The following is a 26,259-nucleotide window of genomic DNA, read 5'->3' as shown; positions in this document are numbered from 1 at the left end:
CAGCCTTTTTCTTTTCTCAGGACAGATAAAAATCCAAAGCTAATTTCAAGCTGATAAAAACCAAGCGGGCGCCAGATAACTGGCCGCTAATCCCAGCGAAATAACCCATCCCACACTGTTGTTGGCCAAAAATGCGTTAAAGCAGGCATCTCTGTCCCGGCCTTTGACCTGAGTCTGCTGTCGCACAAAGAGAAACGCGGCAACTGCCAAAGAAAGCCAGGCCGGCCAGCTCAATTCAAGTTGCTTGAATAGCACCAAAAGCAGTACCAGAGTAGCGCTTTGAAGCAAACCCACTGCAAGCAGGTCGAAACGTCCAAACAGGCGCGCCGTAGATTTGATACCAACCTTCTCGTCGTCATCACGGTCCACCATGGCGTATAGCGTGTCGTACGCAACCGTCCAACAAAGATTGGCAACGAACAGTAACCAGGCATAGGCAGGCACTTGCCCCTGAACAGCAGCAAAGGCCATAGGGATAGCCCAGCTAAATGCTGCACCGAGTGCAAACTGGGGAAGATGAGTAAACCGCTTGGTAAATGGATACACGGCCGCCAGCAGCACTCCGCCAACGCTTAATATGATCGTAAAGGTGTTAAGCGTAAGCACCAGTAAAAACGCGACAAGACAGAGTCCAACAAACAGCCATATAGCTTCTTTCGCGGTGGCCTCGCCCGTCACCAAGGGTCTTTGGGCAGTGCGTTTTACATGACCATCGAATTTGCGATCTGCAAAGTCGTTAATCACACATCCCGCGGAGCGCATCAAGAATACGCCGGCACCAAACACAAGAGCCAAATGCAGACTAGGCAATCCCTCTGCCGCCATTAACAGCGCCCAAAGTGTTGGCCATAGCAACAGCAAGGTACCGATGGGACGATCCACTCTCATCAGTCGACCATAGGCGGATAGGCGGCGGGTATCCATCAAGTGATTCCTATCGATAAGCCTGACAATCAGGCAGAAAAATCTCCGAGAGCAACAGCTCCCCAGCGGGCAGACAAAAGCGAGAACGTCGGCCCCACAGCTCACGTGGTTTAGCTTGAGCACCTTCGGCTAATGCCAACTGATTCAGCCCATGCTCAGATGACAACTGAGTAAATTCCACCAGGTCCCGGGACATGCCTGGAGTAGAAAAAAGCAAAGCGCCAAGGGGCTTAGAGCCAAGTTGACCCAGCTCTTTGCCTCGCTCGAGAGTGGCGCTAGGGACTACAGTGCGGGCAAAAACCCAAGGTCGATCATCGCACAGCAGAACAACCTCACGGACAAAACCACGTTGTCCCCGGCAGTGCAAAAGGATCTGTTCGTCGGGCGTAAATGCCTGCACTCCCTCACCCAGCACTTTGACAGTGAATGTTTGGCATTGTTGCTTTAAGCGTGCGGTCAACGAGGTTTGATCAAGTAACCAGTCTGTCACCGCCTCATCCGCATCTTCAAGACAGGCTGGCGCCTGCCACTGCATCTGAAAGCCAACAGGAAAAGTAAAGTTTTTAGCAGGTTGTGTCACTTGATACTAAATTTTGGTCAATAAACGCCGATATAGTAACAGGAAGCCACAAGCGAGTTTAGTTGTCAGTGAACAAAAGATATCCACACTTTTCTGGGACTAACACTTGGCGTTGCGCAGCTTCCCCTTTAGACTTTGCAAAATAATCGACAACAATTAGCTCGATTTGATATTCGGGAGAGAGAAGAAGTGAAGTTTCGCCATCTAATTGTGGCTATATGCATGAGCATGGTGTTTGGCCTGACCTCCAAAGCGGCCCAGGCTGAAGGCGGTAATTTTATGTATTACGGCTTTGAGCCGGACATTATCACCAACTATATCAGCACAGGGAAAAAGCTCGGCTTTGTCCGCGTCACTATCGAATTGATGGTTGAGGGCGAAAATAACCTGAAGATCATGGAGCATCATGCTCCCCTGCTTCGTGCCGCCTTGGTGGATGTGTTAGGTCGCCAGCCAGAAGAGCGCGTGAAATCACTGGCAGGTCGTGAAGAGATCCGTAAACTCTGTTTCACCACAGTAAATCAGTTACTGAAGAAGGAAACAGGTCAGGAGCTGGCAGCTGAGCTGCTGTTTACCAAGTACATCTATCATTGATGTGTTCCTGTTCGATAAAAAAAGCTGCCCGTTGGCAGCTTTTTTTATGCGCGCGATCGAATTCAAATGAGATTTCCACGCTCACTCCCCAACAGGGTCAAACGGCGATGTCCTGATCTTTATTCGACTTGCCATTGATACTGCGGGTAGCGGCATAACCCGCTCCTACAATCAGGCCACCAAAATGCGCCATATTGGCCATGGGTGGACCGAACCAACCCAGAAAGCCTATCACCAGCCAAATAAGCATGAATCCTGTTAAACCTGGAGTTAAACCCAAGCCCACATTAGGTGCCATCATGCCACGGACCCAGAAGTAGCCAAACAGCCCATAAACCACACCCGAAAGCCCTCCGAAATTGGGGCCACTCAACATAAACTGCGCCAGATTAGGAATTGCGGCTGTCATTAAAAACAGCAAAAGTAGTACACGACTACCTTCACGCTGCTCTAACTGTCCGCCCAGATACCACCACCACAACGCATTTCCAACCAAGTGCATAAAGCTGAAGTGAATAAACGCAGGGGTCAGCCAACGCCACTGTTCGATTGATGCCATAGCATCTACAGAGGAGAAGAACTTGAGCCAATAGGCAACATAGGGGTGAAGGCCGATGGATGAGAGCAGAAACACACCAACACAAATGATTAAACCAATCAGGCTGACCGGACCGATATGCAGCAAGAAGTTACGCATTAAACCCGTGCCGGGGGCACCATAATCAAGTTGCGCGCCAGCGTTATCAGTACGCTCCCAAGACGCGGCCAGGTATTTGGGATCACTGGGGTTCGCCGCAAACTGCTGCAACTCGTCACGCACTCGCTGTTCATGTTCGGGATCCAGCAGAATCAAGGCGACCCCTTCAGGGGCCGAGCCAAGCTGACAGCGAACGCCCTTGGTTGCCATGTAATCTACAAATGCCTGAGCGGCTCGGGGAGAAGAAAGAGTGGCTATCTCAATCACAGCATCACCAAATCGAAAACCAAGACCCCATTATGCCCCAGCCGACGACCTTGGTCATTCTTATGCGGATTGGTATTACTCTTCTGTGAGGGAGTTGAATGGATAGCTGCGACGCCAGGCTTCAAAACCTCCGTCCATGCTGTAGACCTGCTCAAAACCCTGTTGCGCCAGGTACTGTGCCGCCCCCTGGCTGCTGATTCCGTGGTAACAGGTCACGATTAAAGGCTTATCAAAATCCGCCTCAGCCATGAAACGAGCGAGGTTGCCATTACTCAATTGAATCGAGTCTGGAATGTGGGCAGCACTAAACGAAGCGTCATCTCTGATATCCACCACCAACGCTTCGCCGGCTTCAAGCATCGACTTAGTTTTTTCAATATCAATATGTTGGAAGTCAGTCATACCACACCTACCCATTAGTCATAGGCAGTGTACGCCAGACTCGTGTTGATAAACACCTAGCAAAAATGGGGATAAACAATGAAAAAAGAAGCGATACCGCTTCCTTTCAAGAACTCAACAGAGTTATTTAGTAATGCTATTTAGCCGCTTCAGAAAGCGATGGAGTCGCTGAGTGCTTTATGGTCTGCCATTGAGGCTTTACCAACTTGTGCTGTTGCTGAAGCTGAATACCAGATCCCTGGCACTCAGGACAGTCGATAACCTCGCGGTACAAGCCTTCCATGCCGCGTTGACTCACCAGAGTGAAGATACCTGTGCCTTCGCACTCAGGGCAGATTCGAGACTGTGATGACATGTCGCACCTTTAATCGTTGACTGAATAGTTGTCCGACTCGATGCGCGCACAGTAGCAAGTCTGTACTGCAGTTTTATGACTGAGGGTGTGACACAGGTTTAAGCCATTCGCTCTGTGAGCAAAACGGGCTTTACTTACCCCAATCCAAAATCACCTTGCCACATTGGCCAGAGGCCATAATGTCAAAGCCCTGCTGGAATTCTGATACATCCATTCTATGGGTTATCACTGGCGAGATATCCAAGCCTGACTGCAGCAGGCTCGCCATCTTGTACCAGGTTTCAAACATCTCGCGACCGTAAATCCCTTTAATCACCAGACCTTTGAAGATCACCTGATTCCAATCAATAGCCATATCGGAAGGCGGAATGCCAAGCAATGCGACTTTGCCACCATGGTTCATCTTGCTCAGCATGTCAGAAAAAGCACTCGGCACACCGGACATCTCCATGCCGACATCAAAACCTTCGGTCATGCCCAGTTCAACCATAACATCGGCCAATGACTCCTTAGCGACGTTCACCACTCGGGAAGCCCCCATTTGTGCCGCCAGGTTCAATCGGTAGTCGTTAACGTCAGTAATCACCACATGGCGTGCGCCACAATGGCGGGCGATGGCTACCGCCATAATGCCTATGGGGCCTGCGCCTGTGATCAGTACATCCTCACCGACCAGGTCAAAACTCAGAGCGGTATGCACGGCATTACCGAACGGGTCAAAGATCGATGCCATTTCATCACTGATCCCTTCTGGGATCTTGAATGCGTTATAAGCGGGGATCACAAGGTACTCGGCAAATGCACCCTGTCGGTTGACCCCTACACCCACGGTATTACGGCACAAGTGACGGCGGCCAGCACGGCAGTTACGACAATGACCACAGGTGATGTGGCCCTCGCCAGAGACGCGATCACCTTCACTGAAACCACGGACCTCCTGGCCCATAGCAACCACTTCGCCAACATACTCATGGCCCACAATCATGGGCACGGGAATCGTGTTCTGCGACCATTCATCCCACTTATAGATATGCAAGTCAGTGCCACAGATGGCGGTTTTGTGGATCTTAATCAGCAGGTCATTGTGGCCCAGTTCTGGCAGTGGCGCCTCTGTCATCCAGATGCCCGGCTCCGCCTTGAGCTTAGCCAGCCCCTTCATCATGGTCATGAGATCACCTTCAACTCTTTACCGACTTCGATAAAGGCATCGATAGCCTGGTCAAGCTGCTCGCGGGTGTGCGCCGCTGACATCTGAGTACGGATCCTTGCCTGCCCCTGAGGAACGACAGGGAAAGAGAACCCAACCACATAAATACCACGCTTGAGCATCTCATCAGCCATCTGGCTGGCCAATTTGGCGTCACCCAACATCACTGGGATGATGGCATGGTCGGCACCAGCAAGGGTAAAGCCGGCAGCTTGCATACGCTCGCGGAAATACCGGGCGTTTTCATTGAGTTTCAGCCGCAGTTCGCCGCTCTCTTTGAGCAGTTTAAGTACTTCGAGTGACGCCCCAACAATGGCTGGCGCCAGCGAGTTAGAGAACAGGTAAGGACGACTGCGTTGACGTAACCAGTCGATCACAGGCTGTTTTGCTGCAGTGTATCCGCCTGAAGCTCCACCCATCGCTTTACCCAGGGTGCCTGTGATAATGTCGACACGACTCATCACATCGCAATATTCGTGGCTGCCGCGGCCCTGCTCGCCGACAAAACCCACCGCGTGAGAATCATCAACCATCACCAGTGCATCATACTTATCTGCCAGATCGCAGATTGCTTTCAGATCTGCAATAACACCGTCCATTGAAAACACGCCATCAGTCGCGATCAGCTTAGTGCGAGCCCCCGCTTCATCCGCCTGCTTCAGACAAGCTTCCAGCTCAGCCATATTGTTGTTGCTGTAGCGGAAACGTTTGGCTTTACAGAGGCGGACACCATCAATAATCGAGGCGTGATTGAGGGCATCAGAGATAATGGCATCTTCTGGGCCAAGTAGCGTCTCAAACAGACCACCATTGGCATCAAAACAACTGCTGTAGAGGATAGCGTCATCCATTCCCAGGAAATCAGAGAGCTCTCGCTCAAGCTGCTTATGTAGGTCTTGCGTACCACAGATAAAGCGCACAGATGCCATACCAAAACCATGGCTATCCAATGCTGACTTAGCCGCTTCGATCAGGCGTGGGTGATTAGCCAAACCCAAATAGTTGTTGGCACAGAAGTTAAGTACCTGCTGGTCGCCGGTTACCGCGATCGCGGCTTGTTGAGCACTGGTGATGACGCGTTCTTGTTTAAACAATCCCTGCTCGGTAACTTCCTGTAACTGCTGCTGCAGTCGGTCGAAAAACGCCTGATTCATTGATAGACCCCGTCTGAGACGCCGGCATAGAAGACCGGTAGAAGACAAATTTTAGCCCGCTATTTTAAAGCGGGTGGGCGCTTTATGAGGATAGTCCAGGTGGGGATTTCACCGGGTTTACAGTCCAAAGGATGTAAACCCTTACTTACAGCCACAAATATACAGATGGCTGATCAATCAGATTTGATAAGCGACTTATTCTTCTCGCAGGTTGTTGGCCAGAGTTTCTACAAACTGCTCCAATTCACTCTCGGACCAGCCTAAACGCTCGGCCACATGTTCAGCAAAATGGTGCCAGTCATTCTCTGTTACCAGCGCTTCACTTGCCACCATGATTGCCTGGCGAGCAATCTTCAGAACCACAATCATCTTCACCAAGCCTTCTGATGCATCTGCATCAATCAGGCTTTGTTCAGGGGAATACTGCAGATAGATAGCCTCAGCAACGGCTTCTGGTAGGTGCCATTTCTCAGCTAAACGGGCGCCGATAGCGATGTGAGAGGTGCCGTAACTGGCCATCTCCTCTTCAACCACGGCATCCCAACCACTGCAATCCGCGGTGGCTTTGACACGACCATAATCGGCGAAGTTGTGCATCATCACCGGCACACCCGCCATATGGAACAAGCCCATCAGATAGGCATTATCCAGTTCATCTCCCATGCCCAAACCTTCAGCGACCATGACACAGGCGTTGGCAACATTGGATGCGGTGTCCCAGAATGCTTCGAGGTGATAGCTGTCCGCTACCATGTTTCGCAGAGCGACCGCTCGCACGACGGCGTAAACCCGGTTCATGCCTAGCAACATAACGGCCTGATGAATAGACTCAATGGTTTTTTCGCGTTTATAGGCGGCGGAGTTAACAACCTGAAGGACACCAGCCGAAATACTGACATCCTTGGCGATAGCGTCGCCAATCTTCCTGATATCAGGCTCGTTTTGCTTGAGCTCTTCACTTACCTGCAGCAACACTTCGGGGCGCGGTGGGATCACCACGTTTTCCAGCACCTTACTTTCCGATACGCCAGTTGCGATCGCCATCAAGAACTCCAGAACCTCAGTAACACGGTAGATAAAGGCAGATTAGAGCAGAGTTTGCTGATTTAAAAGTGAACAATGCGAATCTCTTCAAGCCGTTTTGTACTCTGTGATCCACAGACAAGTTGCAACAGGCAGGTTACACTATTTGGATAACTAACCAGCTACAGACTGGTCCAATTCGTTTTCCATCTAGGAGTCGCGTGTGTCCGATACTTTGACCATCATTCAGCCTGACGATTGGCATATCCACCTTCGTGATGACGCCATGCTGCATACCGCCGTTCCCGCAACCGCCAGGGTGTTTTCGCGTGCCATCGCTATGCCGAACCTGCAGCCGCCGGTAGTCACCCCTGCGGATGCCAAGGCATATTATGAGCGTATTCAAGGTGCGACGCCTGCAGAGAGTAACTTCACGCCATTGATGACTCTGTATCTCACAGACAACACCACTCCAGAGATGGTACGGGAAGCGGCCGCCGGCGGCCTGGTTAAAGCCTGTAAACTGTACCCAGCGAATGCGACCACCAACTCAGCCCACGGCGTGACGGACCTGGCAGGTTTAGATGCCACCTTCGAAGCGATGGCAGAAGTAGGCTTGTTGCTGCTGGTTCACGGCGAAGTCACGGCTGACGAGATCGACGTGTTTGATCGTGAAAAGGCGTTTATAGATCAACACCTAAGCAACATTGTGGCTAAGTTCCCACAGCTGAAAGTGGTGTTTGAACATATCACCACTAAGGATGCTGCTGAGTTTGTGTTTGCCTCAGATGCCAACGTCGCAGCGACAGTGACACCACAGCACCTGATGTACAACCGAAACCACCTGCTGGTTGGCGGCATCAAGCCCCACAATTACTGCCTGCCCGTGCTGAAGCGCAATATCCACCAGCAGGCGCTACAAGAAGCCGTTGCCAGTGGTTCTAATAAGTTCTTCCTTGGCACCGACTCTGCTCCTCACCTCAAGCATACCAAAGAAAGCGCCTGTGGTTGTGCCGGTTGTTACAGTGCACCCGCTGCGCTTGAGCTGTATGCAGAGATCTTTGAACAGATTGGTGCCCTGGATAAATTGGAAGCCTTTGCCAGCTTCAACGGCCCAGACTTTTATGGCCTGCCACGCAATACCGGCACAGTGACTTTGGTACGTGACCCCTGGCAGATCCCTGACACCGTAGATGTTGCGGGCGAGCCTATGGTGCCCTTCTATGCTGGCAACACGCTGCAATGGAAAGTTAAGTAGTCTGAATTACCAATAAAAAGCCGCGCCTTAGCGCGGTTTTTTATTGCCTGTCGCACTGATGATCTTCACCACGCCACAACTCGTAAGGTTTTGTTATTCCAAACCACTTCCCCTATCTTGGACATAGGGATAAACCACAGACGTATGGGTATCAAATGAAGATTCTAGCTTTTATCTCTCTGCTGCTTATTGTGTTTGCAGCCCAGGCAGATGACCGCTTCGCCAAGGTGAAGATAACAACGACTTCACTGGGTAACGGGATCTATATGCTGACCGGAAGTGGCGGAAACATTGGGGTATCTGCCGGAGAAGATGGCATGCTAATGGTGGATGACCAATATGCTCCCCTGGCGGATAAGATTGCGGCGGCACTGAAAGAGCTTTCACCCAACCCACTTAAGTTTGTGGTCAATACCCACGTTCATGGCGACCACACAGGCGGCAATGCGCACTTTGGCCAGCAGGCCACCATTTTTGCTCATCACGCTGTATTAGAGCGCCTGTCTGAGAACAACGAGTTACCCAGATCCGCCATGCCCGTGGTGACTTACGATGATGGGGTTACGTTTCACTTCAATGGCGAGACCATCAGGGTCGTTCATTATCCCAGCGGCCATACGGATGGTGACAGTGTTATCTGGTTTAAAAACGCCAACGTCCTGCACATGGGCGACCTGTTTTTTAGCGGCAGATTCCCGTTTATCGACCTAAAACGCGGTGGTTCTGTGATGGGCTATCTGAACAATGTCAAAGCCATCTATCAGCAAACTGATGACAATACCAAAATCATCCCAGGCCATGGACCATTGGCTACCAAAGCCGATCTGGCCACCAAGATACGAATGTTAGAAACACAAATCGATTGGGTGAAGAAATCAAAAGCCGCTGGTAAATCCGCCGAGACGCTAAAAGCAGAAGGCGTACCCACGGAGTGGAAGTCCTGGTCGTGGCGATTTATTGATGAGCACCGCTGGATAGATACCCTGTATCAGGGGCTAGAGTAGCTAACTAAGTGACAATGGCGCTATCTACTGCCTCTCACACTCAGTAGGTCAGCGTCCTTGGTATCTGTTAGCCTTACCTTCAGAAAAAATAATTCTCGCAATATAGCTGTAGGTTAGAAGATTTTAGCGCCAACTTACCCCCAATATCCCTTCCGTTAGTAACTTCTTCCTACAACTAGCCCTATTCTGCATATTGATCCATGTCAATTTCTGTTTATAATTTTCAGAAATTTCTGAAACTATAAAAACTATGAAAATGACACCCATGATTGAGTCTTTGGTTCTCCACTTTGGGGAGATGGGGAGCCGCTGGGGATTCAATCGCACCGTAGGCCAGATGCTGGCTCTGATCGTGTTGAGCGAAGACGCGCTCAACGCTGATCAGATCCGTGAAGCGCTCAATGTTTCACGGGGCAACGTCAGCATGGGCCTTAAAGAATTGCAGTCGTGGCGGCTGATCCAACTTCGCCATTTGCCTGGGGACAGAAAGGAGTATTACGCTGCGGCAGGCTCTATTTGGGATATGGCCAACACGGTATTCGAAGAGCGACGCAAGCGTGAGATAGATCCTACGTTATCGCTGCTTCGCAACAACATCATGGATGACACTAATGAAGCGCCACCAGAGCGTTATGCCCGCGAGCGTGTCACGGAAATTCACGACTTGCTGGAAACCATTACCCAGTGGAGCGCCGAGCTGCAACGCCTGAGCCCAGAGAAGCTAAATACGCTGATGCGTTTGGGCGCAGGGGTGAGCAAAGTGCTCGATATTTCAGAAAAGTTCAAACGTGGCAGCGCTGATAAAGGCTGACACATTTCATTTGGTGACCTTGGGGTTTTAACACCCCAGAATTTCTAAGGTAACGCTATGTTAGATACGCTGCTGCTTTCCCGAATACAGTTCGCGGCCAATATTAGCTTTCATATCCTCTTTCCCAGCATCACGATCGCACTGTGCTGGTTGCTAATGTATTTCAAAATCCGCTTCGATTTCTCCAAAGATCCGGTGTGGATGCGTGCCTACCGTTTTTGGGTGAAAATCTTCGCACTTTCCTTTGCCCTCGGCGTCGTCAGCGGCATCACCATGAGTTTCCAGTTCGGTACTAACTGGCCTGGCTTTATGGAGAAAGTTGGTAACATTGCCGGACCGCTACTGGGTTACGAGGTGCTGACAGCTTTCTTCCTTGAAGCAACCTTCCTCGGCATTATGCTGTTTGGTATCAACCGAGTCCCACCGTGGTTGCATACCCTGGCTACGGCTCTGGTTGCACTGGGCACAACCATGTCAGCATTCTGGATTATTGCGCTGAATTCCTGGATGCAAACACCTGTGGGCTTTGAGATGCGTGAAGGCGTCGCTCACGCCGTCGATTGGTGGGCAATCATCTTTAATCCATCGTTTCCTTATCGATTAACCCACGTACTGATTTCGTCCGGCCTTACCGCGTGTTTCCTGATGGCAGGGATCTCTGCCTATCGCATCCTCAAAGGCGATGACAAGCGCGGGCCAAGACTGACTCTTAAAACCAGCCTGATATTTGCCGCGATTTTGGCCCCTGCCCAAGCGGTGGTTGGAGACTTCCATGGTCTGAACACCCTTGAACATCAGCCGCAAAAAATCGCTGCGATGGAAGGGGTTTGGCATACAGAGAAAGGTGCACCACTGCTGCTGTTTGCCATTCCAGATCAGGAGAATCAGACCAACCATTTTGAGATCGGTATTCCGAAAATGGCCAGCCTGATCCTGACCCACGATCTGGATGGTGAAATCAAAGGGATCAGTGAATTTGGAGATGACCACCCGCCAGTGGCCCCCGTCTTCTACTCATTCCGGGTCATGGTAGGTATAGGCATCCTGATGATTGCCGCCGCCTGGATTGGCGTATGGCAACTTAAACGCAAAGGTGAGCTTTCCCCCTGGTTACTCAAAGGTTTGGTTGTGATGACCTTTGCTGGCTGGGTCGCCACTCTGGCTGGCTGGTACGTCACCGAAATTGGTCGTCAGCCTTGGATCGTAACGGGCGTTCTCACAATTCAAGACGCCGTCACAGATGTGCCACCCGGTAAAGTCTGGTTCAGTTTCACCCTGTACATGGTCACCTACGCAGTGTTGTTAGTGGCATACATACGTACCTTGTTCCTGATGGCACGCAGGGCGATTGAGATTGAAGAGATCAGCCCGGAAGAGAATCCCAACTTCCACCAACTGGATAACAAATCAACTACGCCTGCAGTTGAAGGAGGCAAAGCATGATCCCAGCAGATTGGTTACCCGCTATTTTTGTCGGCCTGATGGGGCTGGCAGTGCTTATCTACGCCATTCTGGATGGTTATGATCTGGGGGTTGGTATCATGCTGCCGCTGGAAAATGAAGCCCAGGCAGACAGTATGATCGCATCCATTGGTCCGTTCTGGGATGCCAATGAAACCTGGCTGGTACTGGCCATTGGTCTGCTGCTAATCGCCTTCCCTGAAGCTCACTCCGTGGTCCTGAAAGAGCTATATATCCCAGCGGCTATCATGTTAATCGGCCTGATTATGCGTGGTGTCGCTTTCGACTTTCGCGCCAAAGTGGCGGTTTCCAACAAACCAACATGGGATAAGACCTTTAAGGCAGGTTCATTGATAACCGCTCTTGCCCAGGGTTATATGCTGGGTATGTACGTGATGGGCTTCGAGCATAGCCTAACCGCTTATATGTTTAGCGCCTTGGCGGCCTTTGGTGTCGCCGCAGCATACTGCTACATCGGCGCCGCCTGGTTGGTGATGAAAACCTCTGACGAGCTGCAATTGCGTGCTGCAAGATGGGCACGCCGTGCTGGCTGGATCTGTTTTTCTGGGGTACTGGCGGTATGTGCGATGAATCCATTGGTTAACCCAGATATTCTCAATCGTTGGTTGAGCTTCCCGAATGCGCTGTTTGTTTGGGCGATCCCTGTGGTTTGTTTTGCCCTGTTTGCGGTGGTTGACCAGGTGCTTAAGCGTTTCCCACTGGATGAGGACAAAGGCTGCTGGCTGCCGTTTATCGGCGCTATGTTTATCTTTATGTTCTGCTTCAGCGGTCTGGGGTACAGCTTCTTCCCATATATCGTGCCGGGTAAGCTGACCATCTGGGAGTCAGCCAGTGCGCCGGAAAGCCTGCAGTTTATTCTGTGGGGGGCGATTGTGGTGGTGCCAGTGATCCTGCTCTACACCTTTTTCTCCTACCGCGTATTCTGGGGCAAGGTGCAGGACCTGAAGTACTATTAACAGCAGTTGTTCTGGGCTAGGGCCCGAATAAAGATTCATATATCCAAGCGGGCACTTCGGTGCCCGCTCTTACTATTGCCAAACATCGCACGCGTCGATAGCCAGGCCCTTCAAACCTATCCAATCTGGGCCACAAAAACCTGAGTTGTTTTGAACTAAGTAACCAGCCCTCCACCCGCTCAACATGTATACCCGATAAATTAGCACCCGATAAACGTAGCACCGGATATCCACGGTTGATGCCACTACCACTCTTTGCAAAACAACCAATAACAGCCGCCGGTTGCCATTTACCCGGAACCGATTGCAGGTAATGGTGATTGCTTTCGCCCGGCATCAGTGTGCCATATACAAACAGATGCTCTGTTTGGCGCTGTTCCATGGATGTGCCTAACTCTTTGTTTAGGAATAACTTTAATTTGAGCTTGGTTCAAATTTTAAACACTTCAGCTCGAAATTTAACCATTTTTTCTTTATGGTTTTTATCCGCTTACTGATGTTGTAGTTATGGATATTAAAATGAAATCACTGATCTCGCTTACCGCACTCCCACTTATGCTGACCTGCAAACTCGCTTTTGCTTTTCCCATTGCAGATCCCGGCACTGAAGGACTGGGCGTGGTGGTGAAGCAGACGGGTTCTGTGGTTGCGACTTATCTTGGAAATTCAGCAGATTACAGCAACGACCTGTATCTGATGCTAGATGCGTTTGGCAACCCGGGTGACGATGGCGATACCAGCAACGACCTATTTATCTTTAACAATCACGCGTCGAATATTGGCGATACGCTGGATCTGGGCTCATTTGACGCGGGTGACGAGCTGATCTTCAGATTAAACGTCAATGACACCAGCTATCAGTTTTTCACCGGCGACAGCACACGCAATCCAGACGGCCAAGCCCATGCACGGGTCCAGTCTGAGTGGCAGCCGGGTGAGACTTTAGTGAGCTTTGAAGACCTGTTTAACGGCCCATTCGACTTTAATGATCTGAGCTTTTCGTTTACTAACACCCGCGCAGATATCGACGTACCTGCGCCAGCAGCTGTCACCCTATGCCTATTGGGCTTAAGCCTGCTGACATGCCGCAGAAAAAACGACAAGCGCGCGTGAATACGCCTTACATCAACGCGCGTTAAGATTGGCCTGTTTTTCGTTTGGCCTGCTTGCAGGCCGTTTGCCAGGCAAACAGGGCGCCTTCTCGGGCGTCCTCGACATGGTCCAGCGTCACTTTCACAAAGCCTAGCGGCTTGCCCTCATCATCACGCCCGACAGCGGCCGACACCCGATATAACCGTTCAGGCTGCTCAGTTCTTACCGCGATAATCACGCCTTCACGCCGCTTAATAATCAGAGGCGTACCGTCAGCTTTTTCAAAATTGGGATTGGTGATGTGTTTGATGCGTTCAACCAGCAAGCTCAGGCTCCTACAGCACTTTTGTTGATAAAGAAAATGCGGCGCTGTTTATAGCATAGTTGAACTGAAAATAAGGCTGAGAATTCGCAGGTCAGAGCAGACTGAGTCAATATCAAGGTTCATCCTGCGTGACAGGTAAATCTTGCCGACTGCCCCACTCGCTCCATGAGCCATCATAAACCGTCAGGCTGTGATGTCCGAGCAGTTCAGCGACCAAAGCAAGAATACAGGCGGTGACACCAGAGCCACAGCTAAAGATAAATTTCTCAGCATCACCAGCCTGAGGCTCAAACAGCGGCCTTAATTGCTCGATAGGTTTTAATGTGCCGTCTGCATTTAGCAGAGAGGCAAAAGGAAGGTTTTTGGCGCCCGGCATATGACCCGAGCGCATACCAGGACGAGGTTCAGCGGCCTGACCTAAAAAGCGCTCTCGCCCTCTGGCGTCCAACACACATACTTCTTCTTGGTTAAGCGCTTCGAGGACTACCGCAGCATCACAGAATATTCCGACTTGAGGCTTGGCAACAAAGTTACCTGAATCCAGTGTTGTGACCATGTCATCGGTGGTGGGTGAGCCTGCGGCTTTCCACGCTGGTAATCCACCGTCTAATACCTGTACCTTTTTATGGCCCATGGCGCGGAACATCCACCAAGCTCTAGCTGCAGAAAACAGCCCCAATGTGTCATACACAACAATATGACTATCCTGATTTACGCCCAGCTCACGCACCTGTGCCTGAAACTGATCTGCAGGGGGCATCATGTGAGGAAGTGATGCCGATTTATCACAAATCTCGGTATCAAAATTGAAGTATTTGGCGCCAGGAATCATCTCGGATGGTTGATAAGCAACCTTTCCTTGGGGCGTCGGCATCAGCATGGTGGCATCAAAAATCACCAGTTCTGGTTGACCAATTAACGCCGCCAGGGCTTCTACAGAAATAACTGGGAGCATAGCGTCTGAGTCCTCAATAGCAGACAGTCCCGGGGCGATCGCAGCCCATCATCTGCTTTATTATCCGCGTTCTCATTTCGGGTGCAGTCTCATTGAAATTAGGTAGCTGCTCTAAACTCCAATCAATAACGCCACCATCGAAGTGAAATTCATTAAAAGTCACCCGGCTCCAAAGCAGATTTCCATCCATGCTAAACATTGCACTTTCAAAGTACTCACCTTCGCGATGATTAACTGTAGAGGTAGTGTTGGCACCGATGGCTCCAGCGATTAAAGCAGTTGCTAAATTAACAGCGAAATCGGCGTTTTTAGCTTCGTCATCAACATACCATTTGGCATATTTGACGATAAAAATGGCATCCACATCTGATCGCGAAATACACTCTGGGCTGAAGCGATTTAACGCAGCTTCAAAACTGTCAGCCTCTTCGATGTCAATCTTATTTGGCATAAATAGCTTGGTGCGAATGCTTGCATAGTCTTCGCCCAGCGGACAACCAATATCAAAAAGGCTAACCGGATTGTTACCCATATCCTCTGCGATAACATACCCTCTCTTAACAAGCGCTTGCTCGGTGAGCAATTTTAGCTCTCGAAAGTTCATAGCAGCTGATTGGTCTGAGTGTAATGACAAACCACCCAAGCTATTAGACATAACCGAAGAGTTGACGGGCAAAACGAGGATTTTCTTAGGACGCCATTTAGCCAGTGAAAATTCTTCATTCATCCGGGTATCTGTCATCCCAGACTCTTTAATACCCTGAGATAGCGAATAAGGGTCTTCATACCCTTCAGGCGTAGGAAGACAGCCGCTTAGCAGAGATACCCCCACTAACAATAAAGGCAGTAGTTTTGGCGTCATGGAAAACTCACTTTAGCTGGCTCAACACGCGGCTCAGCAAGCTTGCGGTAATGGCGCTGTAGTCGCTCCATTGCGGGCAGATACTCAGATGCGAAATAAGGCTTAAGAATAAACAGAACTTTCAAAACCCCGGCATAAATGGTGGCGCGGGTGATCTGTACATCCGGTGCCTGTGTCGTCTGGTAGCTGATCCAGAATGTCACCACAATCTTTACCGTATGGGCCAAATCCGCCAAGTCATCCTCTTTAACGTTCAACGCACCTGCTTTTTGCAACATCGACAAGATCGCTATAACGCGCTTTGCCAGTTTTTCCTGCAGCGGTAGGTATTGGGCTTGAAGCTCCGGATCGCGGCTAAGCAACTCCGGCAGATTGCTGTAGAAAAATCGGAAGCGCCACATGCTCTCAAATATCTCATCGAGATACGCCATCATCACTTCCAAAGAGACGCTGCCATCATCCCGCGGCTGGAAACTGCGGTCGATGTGATGCACATACTCTTTAAAGATGCGGCGAATAATGTCCTCTTTATTACGAAAATGGTAATAGAGGTTACCGGGGCTAATACCCAGATGTGCGGCAATATGGTTTGTCGTCATGGCGCGCTCGCCATGCTTATTGAACAATTCAAGACTGGCCTGAATGATGCGATCTTTAGTTTTCATTATTTGGGGTCGCCGATGGTGTGCTTACATCCCTGAAATCTGTCCGTTCAACTAAACTGCGACGGCAAGACTTATTTTCCTCTTGAGGGGCACTTGAGGCAAAATAGATAGTCATAATCCTGATTTAGTTAACAGTTTGGCGGAACAGCACATGATTATTGTCACAGGTGGAGCCGGTTTCATCGGTAGTAATCTGGTAAAAAGCCTTAACCAGGCAGGTTGCGACGACATTTTGGTCGTAGATGATCTTAAAGATGGCACCAAGTTTGTGAATCTGGTGGATTGTGAGATCGCCGATTACATGGATAAAGACGAATTCCTCGGCATGATAGTCGCGGGTGAATCCTTCGGCGATGTTGAAGCTGTGTTCCATGAAGGCGCCTGCTCAGCAACCACAGAGTGGGATGGCAAGTTCATGATGGATGTGAACTACCAGTACTCGAAAGATCTTTTGCATTACTGCCTGGATCGTCAAATCCCTTTCCTATACGCCTCTTCAGCCTCCGTTTACGGCATGGGCCCAGTATTCAAAGAGGACCGAGCCAACGAAAAGCCCCTTAACGTTTATGGCTACTCCAAGTTCCTATTTGACCAGTATGTGCGTCGTCTACTGCCAGAAATCGACAGTCAGGTGATCGGCTTCCGCTATTTCAATGTGTATGGGCCGCGTGAACAGCATAAAGGCAGCATGGCGAGTGTCGCTTTCCACCTGAATAATCAGGTTAAAGCCGGCGAAAATCCAAAACTGTTTGAAGGCTGTGACGGCTACAGCAACGGTGGCCAGACCCGCGATTTTGTCTATGTTGGCGATGTGTGTGACGTTAACCTCTGGTGCTGGCAGAGCAAGGCGCCATCTGGGATCTACAACCTGGGCACAGGCGCGGCGGAACCCTTCCAGGCAGTTGCCGAAGCGGTGATCAACTATCATGGCAAAGGTGAAGTGGAATATATTCCGTTCCCAGATCATCTCAAGGGCCGCTATCAAAGTTTTACCGAAGCGGATATGGGACTATTGCGTGATGCAGGCTACGACAAGCCGTTCAAAGATGTGGCCGCTGGCGTCGCTGAGTACCTGGCTTGGCTGAACAAGTAGTCTTGAAATAATACCAATGAGCAAGAAGTCGCGTTAATGAAATATCTCGTAGTTGGGCCTGCCTGGGTAGGCGATATGGTGATGGCACAAAGCCTGTTTAAGCATCTCAAAAACAGCGATGCGGAAGCGGTGATTGATGTCGTCGCTCCCACCTTCTCATTGCCAATTCTGGCGCGTATGCCAGAGGTGAACGATACCATCGACCTGCCGTTTGGCCATGGTGAGTTTGCTTTTGGTGGCCGCCGTGCTCTCGGTAAGTCATTACGCGACCGTAAGTATGATAAAGGCATTGTACTGCCGCGCTCGTTCAAGTCGGCACTTGTGCCCTACTTTGCCGATATTCCTGAGCGAGTCGGTTTTGGTGGTGAACTGCGCAACTGGATGCTGACCGACGTACGCAAACGTAAACCCACCGTGGTTGATGGCAAGATCAACGATATGACGGTTAAGCGGTTTCTTTCCATGGGCGTGAGCGCCCAAGAAGCTGCCGAAGAATCATATGAGATTGAGCCACCAGCGTTAGAAATCGATACGGCAAACCGATTCGATTTGATGAACCGATTCGAATTGTCCTCCGACCGCCCCATTGTCTGCATCTGCCCCGGCGCTGAGTACGGCCCGGCCAAGCAGTGGCCGGTCGACTATCACGCCGAGCTTGCGTTGAAACTGGTAGAAAAGGGCTATCAGGTGTGGGTGATAGGCTCCCCGAAGGAAAATGACGCCGCCGAGCAGATCGCGCCAGAGGGGATGCCGCATCTTTACAACTTCTGCGGTAAAACCAAACTGGCAGACACCATCGACCTGTTCAGCATGGCCGATGCAGTCGTCACCCATGACTCTGGCTTGATGCATGTTGCCGCCGCTACCGGCGTTTATACCGTCGCGATTTACGGCTCATCCAGCCCAGACTTCACGCCGCCGCTCAGTGAAAACAATGAAATCATATGCCTTGGGCTGGAGTGCTCTCCCTGTTTTGAGAAAACCTGCCCACTGGGCCATTACAACTGTCTCAAGCAGATCAGCGTCGAACGCGTTTTTGATGCAGTAACTAATCCTGCCGGAGCTGATGCATGAGCGCCCGCGCCTCACTCACCGTCGCACTGATTACCAAAAATGCCGGTCCACGTTTTAAGGCCTGTCTGGCCAGTGTGGGCTGGGCAGACGAGGTAGTCATCGTAGACAGCGGCAGTACTGACGGCACCCTTGAAATAGCGAAAGCTGCTGGCGCCAAAATAGTACAAAGTGAAGGCTGGCCCGGTTTCGGTCCGCAGCGGCAGCGAGCGCAATCAGAGGTCAGCTCAGATTGGGTGTTTTGGCTCGACAGTGATGAAGTAGTAACGCCAGAGTTGCGTCGCTCTATCGAAGCGGTATTGGCGCAACCAGAACCGGACTTTGCTTACAGCGTGCCTCGTCTGACTGATTTTTTTGGCCGCTTTATTCGCCACAGCGGTTGGTATCCAGATCGTGTGGTCAGACTCTACGCCAAAGACAGATATCAGTACGATGACGCGCTGGTGCATGAAAAAGTGAATGTCGAAAAGTCTAAGGTGAAGCCACTCAGCGGTGACTTGCTGCACTACACCGCGGACGAATTCCACGGCTACATGGCCAAATCACTGCGCTACGCAAACGACTGGGGTCAGGCTAAGTTTGCCAAAGGCAAACGCACTGGCGTGTTTGGCATTGTCGGCCACAGCCTGGCCTGTTTTGTGAAGAAGTATTTCTTCCAGCTGGGATTTCTGGATGGCAAACACGGCTTTCTGCTGGCGTGCCAATCAACCCATTACGTCTTCAACAAGTACCTGGCACTCTGGGTGCTGACCCAGCAATCCAAACACCGGGCTTCGGTCAGCCAGAAGCCAGATAGCTAAGCATCAAAAGATCTAACCGGGCGCGCTGCGGCCGGTTATTTTGAACATCTTAGGAGCTTTACCCTTTATCTTTTCCAACTAATCGCTCAAAGAAGGCTTTAGTATCTGCGGCAGACAGATCGGTATGAAAGTGCTCTTCAATACGCTGTTTAGCTCTGATCCCCATCTGCCTGCAGAACGCCGGATCCTGCCACAAACGCGCCATGGCATCGGCTAAGCCTTGCGCATCACCCGGTTGCACCACCAAGCCGCTATCACCATCAACCACCAGCTCGGCACTGCCACCAGTATCTGCCACGATCGGTGCCACTTCATAGACCATGGCTTCAATGACAGTTTTGGGCAGGCCTTCGCGCTTAATCGAAGGCAATACCGATGCGTTACAGGCAGCAATAATCGCAGGCGCATCCTTTCTGAAACCGGCAACATGTATTCTATCAGCCATAGGACTGGCGACGATCTGGCGTTTAATCTCGTCGCTATCCATCCCGCCGCCCACCAGCAGGATATGAATATCGTCGTTTTCAGGCAGTAACGCTGTTGCTTGCAATAGTACGGGAACCCCTTTCCGGGGACGCGCATTGGCGACACAACCGACCACAAAGGCGCCCGCTGGTACGCCAAACTGAGTCAGATCCGTTGGCGTATCCTTGTACCAATCCAGGTCATGACCTTTGTATACCGTCACCACATTGTCATCTGGCAGGTAAGCGCGGTTGCGCAAATCATCCCGTACTGCATTTGCCACACAGATGATGCCATCGAGCCTTGGATGCAGATGGGTCAGATAACAGGTGGGGTCGTAGCGATAGATATTGCCAGTCTGGCCACGGTAACTCACCATCTTTACTGGCAGTCCCATGGCAGCAAACAGGGCGTTGGTGATCGCTTTGTTATTAAACATGTAGCAGGCGTCGTAGCCCCCCTGTTTCAGTTCCTGGCGAATACGCTTAATTGCGCTCCACTGAAACTTTTTCGCTGGGTGGTAATCGATAATCTTGACGCCGTGCTCTTTGAATCGTGGCACGTATTCGGCATCGCCCTGGGTCATCAGGGTCACATCGACACCCAGTTTCGCCATGCCAATAAATATCTCTGCTTCGGGCCTTACGCTGTTCCAAGTGTCTTTATAGGAACTAATAATTAACAGTTTGAGGGCCATGCAGCAGACTCCATGAATGCGTTTAGTCATACCTTGAGTAAGGCAAGTTGTGGCATTATAACGGTTTATTAGCCTTTGCTCGGGCATTTTTGATTTAAACTTCGCTAGAGCATCAAAGTGACTGATTCACAATCATCCGAAACCACGTTCAAACCTTGAGAGGCGAGATGAAACGCATCGTTATTGATTTAGATGGCACCATCACTGCGGCAGAAACCAGTGATTACAAAAATGTCTCTCCAAACTTGGCGGTTGTGAATAAGCTCAGAGAATACAAAGCGCAGGGATTTGAGATAGTGATCCACACCGCCCGCAATATGCGCACTTACGAGGGCAATGTGGGTAAAATTAATATTCACACACTGCCTATCATTCTCGACTGGTTAAAGCAGCATGATGTGCCCTTTGATGAAGTGATAGTCGGTAAACCCTGGTGTGGCTTTGATGGCTTTTATGTCGATGATAAATCGATCCGGCCATCTGAATTTGCCAAACTTAGTGACCAGGAGATCCGCGACCTGCTCGAGCAAGAGAAAAACGCATGTTCCTGATCACATCTGCGGCATACATAGGGCAAGAGTTCTCATCTGAGTTTGGCCGCCTGCCTCCTGCATTTTTACCGGTAGGTAATCGCCGCCTATACCGATACCACAGAGAAGTTCTGCCAGCCGACGAGCGGATCGTACTGTCCCTGCCCGAGGAGTTTGCTTTGCCAGAGTACGATCGACGTATTCTGGAAGAGCTGAACATCGAACCGCTGTTCTTACCCGAAGGATTAAGTTTGGGTGAGTCAGTGATCTGCGCGCTGAACCTGTTAGGCCATGCCAATGGACCGATCCGAATTCTCCATGGCGACACCCTGATCTACGACCTGCCAACCCAAGCTCAGGATGCCATCACGCTCAGTCCGGTTGATGACAACTACGCTTGGGCGATTTACAACCATGAACAGACCCCGCCACTAAGCCAACTCCAGGAGAGTGACTTGGTCACCCGCAGAGCCGAATCTGTGGTTAATGGCTATTTCTCATTTTCAGACGCACGTCTGTTGATTCAGTCGATCACGCGGGCTCGCGGAAACTTTATCGATGGCATTAATCGCTATGCGGCCCTCAAGCCGCTGACGCCAATCGAATGCCAGGAGTGGTTTGATTTTGGCCACCTGCATACCTATTACCGCTCTAAAACCCATGTATCGACTACGCGGGTGTTTAATCAAATGGCGATCCAGAATGGGGTCGTGCAAAAGCGCAGTCACAAACAACAGAAAATGCGTGCCGAGGCCAACTGGTTTGCCAGTTTGCCCACGACGTTAAAACGTTTCACGCCAAACTTCCTTGGCGCATTGGACGATGACAATCAGCCCGGCTACGCCATTGAATACCTCTATCTAACCAGCCTGAATGAGATGTGGGTGTTCGGTAATCTACCGGCCTTTGTCTGGCGCAGAATAGGTGCGGCCTGTTTAGACTTTTTCAAAGAGTGTCGTCAACACACGGCACCTGCTAACACAGAGATATCAGCAGAGAAGTTATTCGGCGAAAAAACCCGCGAGCGACTCGCTCAGTTCTCTACCGAAAACCAGATCGATCTCGACCAAACATGGCAGCTCAACGGCTCAGCCGTTCCTGGTTTGCATCAGATAGCGGCCGAAGCCCTTGCCGAGATCCCTAAACCTGAAGTGGGTTGTGTCGTCCATGGTGATCTGTGTTTCAGCAATATCCTTTATGACTTTCGAAGCCAATCGATCAAAGTGATCGATCCCCGAGGTCTGGATACTCAGGATAATCTAACGATCTTCGGCAACCCTGATTACGATCTGGCAAAGTTTGCACATTCCGTTGTTGGTCGATACGACTTTATTATTGCGGGTTACTACCAACTCAAACAGACCAATTATCAGTTGGAATTCACACTGCCCACAACAGATACCCATGATCAGGTGGAAGCACTTTTCCTCACTCGCAGCGAAGAAGGTTTAGATAGAACAGAGAAGCAACTGTTAGCGATGCAGATTCACCTGTTTCTTTCTATGCTGCCACTGCACAACGATGACAACCAAAGACAAATGGCATTGCTGGCAAATGCATTGCGCTTGTACCAGCGCATGAAAGCCCTGCCGTTTGCGGAGCCTAAAGCATGATCGTAATACCGATGGCAGGACTCAGTTCTCGCTTTTTCAAGGCGGGCTACACCCAGCCTAAATACATGTTACCCGCGCACGGAAAGCCGCTGTTTGACCATGCAGTTGAAAGCTTTCAACACTATTTTGAAAGTCAGCCGTTTTTGTTTATCTGCCGCAGTGACTACGACACTCCCGCCTTTATCGAAACTCGCTGTAAAGCATTAGGCATTGCTGACTGGCAGATAGTCATATTAGATCGGGAAACCCGAGGCCAAGCTGAAACGGTTGAACTGGGCTTACGCCAAGCCAGCATCAAAAGTGGCCCTATCACGATTTTTAACATCGATACTTTCCGGCCCAATTTCCGTTTTCCGGCATTTGTTGATCAAGTGGATGGCTACCTCGAAGTCTTTAAAGGGGATGGCGATAACTGGTCCTATGCACGCCCGGAAGCACCTGGCAGCCTGAAGGTAGTTGAAACGGCAGAGAAAAATCCGATTTCAGACCTATGCAGTGATGGCCTCTATTACTTCTCTGACGCAAGCGACTTTCTTAACGCTTTCGATGCCGAGGCCAAAAGGCCAGAGCAAGAGCTTAAAAATGGCGAACTGTATGTCGCCCCGCTCTATAACCTCCTGATCCAAAATGGCAAACAGATAAACTATCACCTCATTGAGCGAGAGCAGGTCATCTTTTGCGGTGTTCCCAGCGAATATGATGAGTTTTTGGCAACTGAGTAAGCGATAACACCATGAGTATTGCAAACCAAGATATCACTGTTGTCGTTCAGGGGCCGGTACAGGCGCTACCCGACCGAAATATGGATGAGGGGATCACAGTTCGCTCTCTGGCCAGTATTCGCAAATACCTACCCGGCGCACATATCCTGCTATCCACATGGGAAGGACAGCCCACAGAGGGTTTGGACTACGACGAGTTGCTACTCAACAAAGATCCTGGCCCAAATATCAACCGTTATCGGGCCGATGGCACTGCAGACAAAACCAACAATAATCGCCAGTTAGTCTCGACCCTAAACGGCTTGAAGCGGGTCAAAACCAAGTATGCGATGAAACTGCGTTCAGATAACTTCCTGACCAGTGACGCCTTCAAACATCTACAGCAGGCTTTTCCAAAGCGTGCCAGTGAGTACTGCTTTTTAAAAGAGCGCGTGGTGGTAAACAACACTTTTACCCGCGACTACGCTAAAGGCCTGCCGGTCGTGTTTCATGCCTGCGACTTTTTCTATTTTGGTCTGACCGAGGACGTACTGGCCCTGTGGGATATCCCCTGGTTTGACGACCTGGTTTATGACGAATCGCGCAAAGGCCAAGAGCAACACGATGGCTTCCCCTGCTTTATGCCCGACTGTACCCAGCGATTCTGGCTAAAAGCGTTGCAGAAGTTCGATCCCTCCATTCAGATCAAACATCTGCACGATTACAGTCCAGCACTGAAACGCATCTCAGACCTCTGTTACGTCAACAACTTGGTGATCGGAGAGCCTGAGGTGATTGGTTTGGGCTTAAATACCAAATTCAGTGGTGATGAACGCGCTAATCGCATTGGCAGTTTAATCACCTATATTCACCACCTAGCATGGCAGCGCCTTTACAAGAAGTACTGCGACCCTGCACACGCGATTCCAGGCAATTTGGCGGACATTGTTAGAACCAAACTATTACGCCTCATTCTGCTGACGCCAAAGCGGCTCGAAGGCGCGCTGCGTCTTAAGAAACAGCAAGCAAAGCAGCGGAGTTAAACCAGCGAAATGCACATATGTCACGTCAACCTAGCACGGGGGTTCAGCGGAGGAGAGCGACAAACTTTCAATTTGATCAATGAGTTGCGTAACCAGAGTGTGAAACAAACTGTCGTGGTACTCAAGGGTTCGCCTTTAACTCAAATGTTAGTGGATATCGGAATAACGACCTTTGAGGTAACCCACCACTTTCTTGGCCACTTTGCGCTTAGTCGGCTCAAACCCGATCTGTTTCATGCCCACGATGGCAAAGCTGTATACTGGTGTGCAATACAGTCCAAACTAAAGAAAATACCCTACATAATTACCCGACGTGTAGATAACCCGCTGAAAAGTAAGGTAACCACAAGAGCCGCTTATTTGAGAGCCGCTTCGGTCGTTTGTCTCAGTAGGGCGATTGCTGCACAAGTGAATAAGCTGGATCAGAATATTCGCACTGACATTATCCCAAGCACCTTTTCTAGTTTTACAGCGGACGCAGATAAAGTGGCGAAAATTCGATCCCAATACAAAGGAAAGCTGCTCGTATCTCAGGTGGGTAAATTACTACACCATAAAGGTGTTCATCTCACTATCGATGTCGCTCGTCGATGCCAAGCGGAACACCCAAGTCTACAGTTTCTGATACTGGGCTCGGGACCGGAAGAAGAAAAGTTGAAAGCGCTTGCTACGGGATTGAGAAATTTGGACTTTCTTGGCCATCAGCAGGACATAGGCAACTATTTGTCTGCGACAGATATCCTATTGTTTCCGTCTCTTACTGAGGGGTTGGGCTCAACAATTCTTGAAGCCTGGCAGCACAAAGCAGTCGTCATTGGCAGTGAGGCTGGCGGCATACCAGACCTAATAGAGGATCATCAAACGGGACGATTGATTCCCGCAGGAGATACATCAAGCCTTTTTGAGGTATTGATTGAGCTTGCATCAGACCCCGACCAGCGAGAGAAACTTTGCGAGCAGGCGAGCAATGAGCTTAAAAATTATTCCATCGATAAATTAGCAAGCCGCTATCTGGTGCTTTATGGCGAACTTTGTGACGGCACACTTCATTGATTGATAGCCACTTTCATAATTTGACCACGCCTACTGCAACGCTATTATTGGCAACAATTGCACTTTTAAGGACTTTTCTGAATGACCACGCGAGTTATCTATCCCGGCACTTTTGACCCGATTACCAATGGTCATACTGACTTGATTGAACGCGCCGCGAAGTTGTTCGATGAAATCATCGTGGGTATCGCAGAGAGCCCCAGTAAAAAGCCATGGTTCTCATTACAAGAACGCATTGTGATGGCGGAACAAGCCACTCAGCACCTAGCCGATAAAGTCAGAGTCGTTGGGTTCTCTGGGCTTTTAGTTAACTTCGCTAAAGCCCACGACGCCAATGTTATGATCCGTGGACTACGGGCTGTTTCCGATTTTGAGTATGAGTTTCAACTCGCCAATATGAACCGACGCTTGATGCCAGGGTTAGAGAGCGTGTTCCTGACCCCGTCAGAATCCAACTCTTTTATCTCATCCACACTTGTTCGCGAAGTTGCTTTGCATGGCGGCGATGTCGAACAATTTGTACACCCCGATGTTGGTCAGGCGCTGCTGCGCCTGGTAGCAGAAAGAAAACAGTAATCAT

30 protein-coding genes and 1 pseudogene are annotated in these 26,259 nt (G+C 50.3%); 17 read left to right on the top strand and 14 right to left on the bottom strand.

Going from position 1 to position 26,259, the window contains the following annotated elements; genetic code table 11:
- Positions 1-45 precede the first annotated feature (45 nt).
- Both ubiA and ABEA14_RS08480 read right to left on the bottom strand, forming a co-directional pair.
- Positions 46-924: a 4-hydroxybenzoate octaprenyltransferase gene (ubiA, locus tag ABEA14_RS08485; protein ID WP_345339509.1), complete on the bottom strand. Its 879-nt coding sequence runs from the start codon at positions 922-924 to the stop codon at positions 46-48.
- Between the two features lie 10 nt (positions 925-934).
- On the bottom strand, positions 935-1,459 hold the full coding sequence (locus ABEA14_RS08480) for a chorismate--pyruvate lyase family protein (RefSeq protein WP_345339508.1): 525 nt from the start codon (positions 1,457-1,459) through the stop codon (positions 935-937).
- Positions 1,460-1,693: 234 nt separating this feature from the next.
- On the opposite strand from ABEA14_RS08480, the gene ABEA14_RS08475 reads away from it, so the two are divergent.
- A complete protein-coding gene (locus ABEA14_RS08475) occupies positions 1,694-2,098 on the top strand; it encodes a flagellar basal body-associated protein FliL (RefSeq protein ID WP_345339507.1) in 405 nt (134 codons plus the stop codon).
- Positions 2,099-2,195: 97 nt separating this feature from the next.
- On the opposite strand, the gene glpG is transcribed toward ABEA14_RS08475, so the two are convergent.
- The 6 genes from glpG to ABEA14_RS08445 all read right to left on the bottom strand — a co-directional run bounded on the left by glpG (position 2,196) and on the right by ABEA14_RS08445 (position 7,224).
- A complete protein-coding gene (gene glpG / locus ABEA14_RS08470) occupies positions 2,196-3,062 on the bottom strand; it encodes a rhomboid family intramembrane serine protease GlpG (protein ID WP_345339505.1) in 867 nt (288 codons plus the stop codon).
- A gap of 75 nt (positions 3,063-3,137) precedes the next feature.
- Positions 3,138-3,464 carry a thiosulfate sulfurtransferase GlpE gene (glpE, locus tag ABEA14_RS08465; protein WP_345339504.1) on the bottom strand — a complete coding sequence of 109 codons (327 nt, stop codon included), beginning with the start codon at positions 3,462-3,464 and terminating at the stop codon, positions 3,138-3,140.
- Positions 3,465-3,600: 136 nt separating this feature from the next.
- Positions 3,601-3,819: a hypothetical protein gene (locus tag ABEA14_RS08460; protein ID WP_345339503.1), complete on the bottom strand. Its 219-nt coding sequence runs from the start codon at positions 3,817-3,819 to the stop codon at positions 3,601-3,603.
- Between the two features lie 130 nt (positions 3,820-3,949).
- On the bottom strand, positions 3,950-4,978 hold the full coding sequence (tdh, locus tag ABEA14_RS08455; RefSeq protein WP_345339597.1) for an L-threonine 3-dehydrogenase: 1,029 nt from the start codon (positions 4,976-4,978) through the stop codon (positions 3,950-3,952).
- A gap of 5 nt (positions 4,979-4,983) precedes the next feature.
- Entirely contained in the window at positions 4,984-6,180 is a 1,197-nt protein-coding gene (locus ABEA14_RS08450) for a glycine C-acetyltransferase (RefSeq protein ID WP_345339502.1), read from the bottom strand.
- Between the two features lie 195 nt (positions 6,181-6,375).
- The gene (locus ABEA14_RS08445) at positions 6,376-7,224 is read right to left on the bottom strand and encodes an HDOD domain-containing protein (protein WP_345339501.1); all 849 of its coding nucleotides are present in this window, start codon (positions 7,222-7,224) and stop codon (positions 6,376-6,378) included.
- A gap of 202 nt (positions 7,225-7,426) precedes the next feature.
- Between ABEA14_RS08445 and pyrC the strand changes: the two genes are divergently transcribed.
- The 5 genes from pyrC to cydB all read left to right on the top strand — a co-directional run bounded on the left by pyrC (position 7,427) and on the right by cydB (position 12,714).
- Positions 7,427-8,461: a dihydroorotase gene (pyrC, locus tag ABEA14_RS08440; protein WP_345339500.1), complete on the top strand. Its 1,035-nt coding sequence runs from the start codon at positions 7,427-7,429 to the stop codon at positions 8,459-8,461.
- Positions 8,462-8,616: 155 nt separating this feature from the next.
- Positions 8,617-9,465, top strand: a complete 849-nt coding sequence (locus ABEA14_RS08435; RefSeq protein WP_345339499.1) for an MBL fold metallo-hydrolase — start codon at positions 8,617-8,619, stop codon at positions 9,463-9,465.
- A gap of 250 nt (positions 9,466-9,715) precedes the next feature.
- Positions 9,716-10,276, top strand: coding sequence for a GbsR/MarR family transcriptional regulator (locus ABEA14_RS08430; protein ID WP_345339498.1), 561 nt, complete (start codon positions 9,716-9,718; stop codon positions 10,274-10,276).
- 57 nt (positions 10,277-10,333) lie between these two features.
- Positions 10,334-11,719, top strand: coding sequence for a cytochrome ubiquinol oxidase subunit I (locus ABEA14_RS08425; protein ID WP_345339497.1), 1,386 nt, complete (start codon positions 10,334-10,336; stop codon positions 11,717-11,719).
- A complete protein-coding gene (gene cydB, locus ABEA14_RS08420) occupies positions 11,716-12,714 on the top strand; it encodes a cytochrome d ubiquinol oxidase subunit II (RefSeq protein WP_345339495.1) in 999 nt (332 codons plus the stop codon). Before ABEA14_RS08425 ends, cydB begins: the two co-directional genes overlap by 4 nt.
- 16 nt (positions 12,715-12,730) lie before the next feature.
- On the opposite strand, the gene ABEA14_RS08415 is transcribed toward cydB, so the two are convergent.
- Positions 12,731-13,096, bottom strand: a complete 366-nt coding sequence (locus ABEA14_RS08415; RefSeq protein ID WP_345339494.1) for a gamma-glutamylcyclotransferase family protein — start codon at positions 13,094-13,096, stop codon at positions 12,731-12,733.
- Between the two features lie 137 nt (positions 13,097-13,233).
- Between ABEA14_RS08415 and ABEA14_RS08410 the strand changes: the two genes are divergently transcribed.
- A complete protein-coding gene (locus ABEA14_RS08410) occupies positions 13,234-13,827 on the top strand; it encodes a hypothetical protein (RefSeq protein WP_345339493.1) in 594 nt (197 codons plus the stop codon).
- A 22-nt stretch (positions 13,828-13,849) separates the two neighbouring features.
- Here ABEA14_RS08410 and ABEA14_RS08405 read toward each other — a convergent pair whose 3' ends face one another.
- From ABEA14_RS08405 to ABEA14_RS08390, 4 genes are all read right to left on the bottom strand, one after another.
- On the bottom strand, positions 13,850-14,131 hold the full coding sequence (locus ABEA14_RS08405; RefSeq protein ID WP_345339492.1) for a hypothetical protein: 282 nt from the start codon (positions 14,129-14,131) through the stop codon (positions 13,850-13,852).
- A 112-nt stretch (positions 14,132-14,243) separates the two neighbouring features.
- Positions 14,244-15,086, bottom strand: coding sequence for a sulfurtransferase (locus tag ABEA14_RS08400; RefSeq protein ID WP_345339490.1), 843 nt, complete (start codon positions 15,084-15,086; stop codon positions 14,244-14,246).
- Between the two features lie 13 nt (positions 15,087-15,099).
- Positions 15,100-15,948 (bottom strand): hypothetical protein, encoded by an 849-nt coding sequence (locus ABEA14_RS08395; RefSeq protein ID WP_345339489.1) that lies wholly within the window; start codon positions 15,946-15,948, stop codon positions 15,100-15,102.
- Positions 15,945-16,613 carry a TetR/AcrR family transcriptional regulator gene (locus ABEA14_RS08390; RefSeq protein WP_345339488.1) on the bottom strand — a complete coding sequence of 223 codons (669 nt, stop codon included), beginning with the start codon at positions 16,611-16,613 and terminating at the stop codon, positions 15,945-15,947. The genes ABEA14_RS08395 and ABEA14_RS08390 overlap by 4 nt, the downstream gene beginning before the upstream one ends.
- 151 nt (positions 16,614-16,764) lie before the next feature.
- Here ABEA14_RS08390 and rfaD point away from each other — a divergent pair, with 151 nt between their 5' ends.
- Genes rfaD through ABEA14_RS08375 form a run of 3 tightly spaced genes read left to right on the top strand, consistent with a single transcriptional unit; the run spans position 16,765 to position 19,577 of the window.
- Positions 16,765-17,706, top strand: coding sequence for an ADP-glyceromanno-heptose 6-epimerase (gene rfaD / locus ABEA14_RS08385; RefSeq protein WP_345339487.1), 942 nt, complete (start codon positions 16,765-16,767; stop codon positions 17,704-17,706).
- Between the two features lie 36 nt (positions 17,707-17,742).
- Positions 17,743-18,780 (top strand): lipopolysaccharide heptosyltransferase II, encoded by a 1,038-nt coding sequence (gene waaF / locus ABEA14_RS08380; protein WP_345339486.1) that lies wholly within the window; start codon positions 17,743-17,745, stop codon positions 18,778-18,780.
- On the top strand, positions 18,777-19,577 hold the full coding sequence (locus tag ABEA14_RS08375; protein ID WP_345339485.1) for a glycosyltransferase family 2 protein: 801 nt from the start codon (positions 18,777-18,779) through the stop codon (positions 19,575-19,577). Before waaF ends, ABEA14_RS08375 begins: the two co-directional genes overlap by 4 nt.
- A gap of 58 nt (positions 19,578-19,635) precedes the next feature.
- Here the strand turns inward: ABEA14_RS08375 and ABEA14_RS08370 are convergent, their stop codons facing one another.
- Positions 19,636-20,739 (bottom strand): glycosyltransferase family 4 protein, encoded by a 1,104-nt coding sequence (locus ABEA14_RS08370; RefSeq protein WP_345339484.1) that lies wholly within the window; start codon positions 20,737-20,739, stop codon positions 19,636-19,638.
- Between the two features lie 167 nt (positions 20,740-20,906).
- On the opposite strand from ABEA14_RS08370, the gene ABEA14_RS08365 reads away from it, so the two are divergent.
- The 7 genes and pseudogenes from ABEA14_RS08365 (at position 20,907) to coaD (ending at position 26,255) form a co-directional block, all read left to right on the top strand.
- Positions 20,907-21,290 (top strand): HAD hydrolase family protein, encoded by a 384-nt coding sequence (locus tag ABEA14_RS08365; protein WP_345339483.1) that lies wholly within the window; start codon positions 20,907-20,909, stop codon positions 21,288-21,290.
- A complete protein-coding gene (locus tag ABEA14_RS08360) occupies positions 21,281-22,882 on the top strand; it encodes a capsular biosynthesis protein (RefSeq protein WP_345339481.1) in 1,602 nt (533 codons plus the stop codon). The genes ABEA14_RS08365 and ABEA14_RS08360 overlap by 10 nt, the downstream gene beginning before the upstream one ends.
- Positions 22,879-23,604 carry a glycosyltransferase family 2 protein gene (locus tag ABEA14_RS08355; RefSeq protein WP_345339480.1) on the top strand — a complete coding sequence of 242 codons (726 nt, stop codon included), beginning with the start codon at positions 22,879-22,881 and terminating at the stop codon, positions 23,602-23,604. The genes ABEA14_RS08360 and ABEA14_RS08355 overlap by 4 nt, the downstream gene beginning before the upstream one ends.
- 11 nt (positions 23,605-23,615) lie before the next feature.
- Entirely contained in the window at positions 23,616-24,626 is a 1,011-nt protein-coding gene (locus ABEA14_RS08350; protein ID WP_345339479.1) for a WavE lipopolysaccharide synthesis family protein, read from the top strand.
- A 9-nt stretch (positions 24,627-24,635) separates the two neighbouring features.
- Positions 24,636-25,016 (top strand): annotated as a pseudogene (locus ABEA14_RS19345) (hypothetical protein); the annotation flags it as partial.
- Positions 25,017-25,112: 96 nt separating this feature from the next.
- A complete protein-coding gene (locus ABEA14_RS08345) occupies positions 25,113-25,679 on the top strand; it encodes a glycosyltransferase family 4 protein (protein ID WP_345339478.1) in 567 nt (188 codons plus the stop codon).
- A gap of 81 nt (positions 25,680-25,760) precedes the next feature.
- Positions 25,761-26,255, top strand: coding sequence for a pantetheine-phosphate adenylyltransferase (coaD, locus tag ABEA14_RS08340; protein WP_345339477.1), 495 nt, complete (start codon positions 25,761-25,763; stop codon positions 26,253-26,255).
- Positions 26,256-26,259: the final 4 nt, after the last annotated feature.

Source organism: Corallincola platygyrae (genome assembly GCF_039544265.1).
Lineage (GTDB): Bacteria > Pseudomonadota > Gammaproteobacteria > Enterobacterales > Neiellaceae > Corallincola > Corallincola platygyrae.
This window is presented reverse-complemented; position numbering and strand designations above follow the sequence as displayed.

Coding starts and splice junctions, on each gene's coding strand:
- ubiA (WP_345339509.1), bottom strand. CDS start 924: ATGGATACCCGCCGCCTATCCGCCTATGGTCGACTGATGAGAGTGGAT.
- ABEA14_RS08480 (WP_345339508.1), bottom strand. CDS start 1,459: ATGCAGTGGCAGGCGCCAGCCTGTCTTGAAGATGCGGATGAGGCGGTG.
- glpE (WP_345339504.1), bottom strand. CDS start 3,464: ATGACTGACTTCCAACATATTGATATTGAAAAAACTAAGTCGATGCTT.
- ABEA14_RS08460 (WP_345339503.1), bottom strand. CDS start 3,819: ATGTCATCACAGTCTCGAATCTGCCCTGAGTGCGAAGGCACAGGTATC.
- tdh (WP_345339597.1), bottom strand. CDS start 4,978: ATGAAGGGGCTGGCTAAGCTCAAGGCGGAGCCGGGCATCTGGATGACA.
- ABEA14_RS08450 (WP_345339502.1), bottom strand. CDS start 6,180: ATGAATCAGGCGTTTTTCGACCGACTGCAGCAGCAGTTACAGGAAGTT.
- ABEA14_RS08445 (WP_345339501.1), bottom strand. CDS start 7,224: ATGGCGATCGCAACTGGCGTATCGGAAAGTAAGGTGCTGGAAAACGTG.
- ABEA14_RS08435 (WP_345339499.1), top strand. CDS start 8,617: ATGAAGATTCTAGCTTTTATCTCTCTGCTGCTTATTGTGTTTGCAGCC.
- ABEA14_RS08430 (WP_345339498.1), top strand. CDS start 9,716: ATGAAAATGACACCCATGATTGAGTCTTTGGTTCTCCACTTTGGGGAG.
- ABEA14_RS08425 (WP_345339497.1), top strand. CDS start 10,334: ATGTTAGATACGCTGCTGCTTTCCCGAATACAGTTCGCGGCCAATATT.
- cydB (WP_345339495.1), top strand. CDS start 11,716: ATGATCCCAGCAGATTGGTTACCCGCTATTTTTGTCGGCCTGATGGGG.
- ABEA14_RS08415 (WP_345339494.1), bottom strand. CDS start 13,096: ATGGAACAGCGCCAAACAGAGCATCTGTTTGTATATGGCACACTGATG.
- ABEA14_RS08410 (WP_345339493.1), top strand. CDS start 13,234: ATGAAATCACTGATCTCGCTTACCGCACTCCCACTTATGCTGACCTGC.
- ABEA14_RS08400 (WP_345339490.1), bottom strand. CDS start 15,086: ATGCTCCCAGTTATTTCTGTAGAAGCCCTGGCGGCGTTAATTGGTCAA.
- ABEA14_RS08395 (WP_345339489.1), bottom strand. CDS start 15,948: ATGACGCCAAAACTACTGCCTTTATTGTTAGTGGGGGTATCTCTGCTA.
- ABEA14_RS08390 (WP_345339488.1), bottom strand. CDS start 16,613: ATGAAAACTAAAGATCGCATCATTCAGGCCAGTCTTGAATTGTTCAAT.
- rfaD (WP_345339487.1), top strand. CDS start 16,765: ATGATTATTGTCACAGGTGGAGCCGGTTTCATCGGTAGTAATCTGGTA.
- waaF (WP_345339486.1), top strand. CDS start 17,743: ATGAAATATCTCGTAGTTGGGCCTGCCTGGGTAGGCGATATGGTGATG.
- ABEA14_RS08375 (WP_345339485.1), top strand. CDS start 18,777: ATGAGCGCCCGCGCCTCACTCACCGTCGCACTGATTACCAAAAATGCC.
- ABEA14_RS08370 (WP_345339484.1), bottom strand. CDS start 20,739: ATGGCCCTCAAACTGTTAATTATTAGTTCCTATAAAGACACTTGGAAC.
- ABEA14_RS08365 (WP_345339483.1), top strand. CDS start 20,907: ATGAAACGCATCGTTATTGATTTAGATGGCACCATCACTGCGGCAGAA.
- ABEA14_RS08360 (WP_345339481.1), top strand. CDS start 21,281: ATGTTCCTGATCACATCTGCGGCATACATAGGGCAAGAGTTCTCATCT.
- ABEA14_RS08355 (WP_345339480.1), top strand. CDS start 22,879: ATGATCGTAATACCGATGGCAGGACTCAGTTCTCGCTTTTTCAAGGCG.
- ABEA14_RS08350 (WP_345339479.1), top strand. CDS start 23,616: ATGAGTATTGCAAACCAAGATATCACTGTTGTCGTTCAGGGGCCGGTA.
- coaD (WP_345339477.1), top strand. CDS start 25,761: ATGACCACGCGAGTTATCTATCCCGGCACTTTTGACCCGATTACCAAT.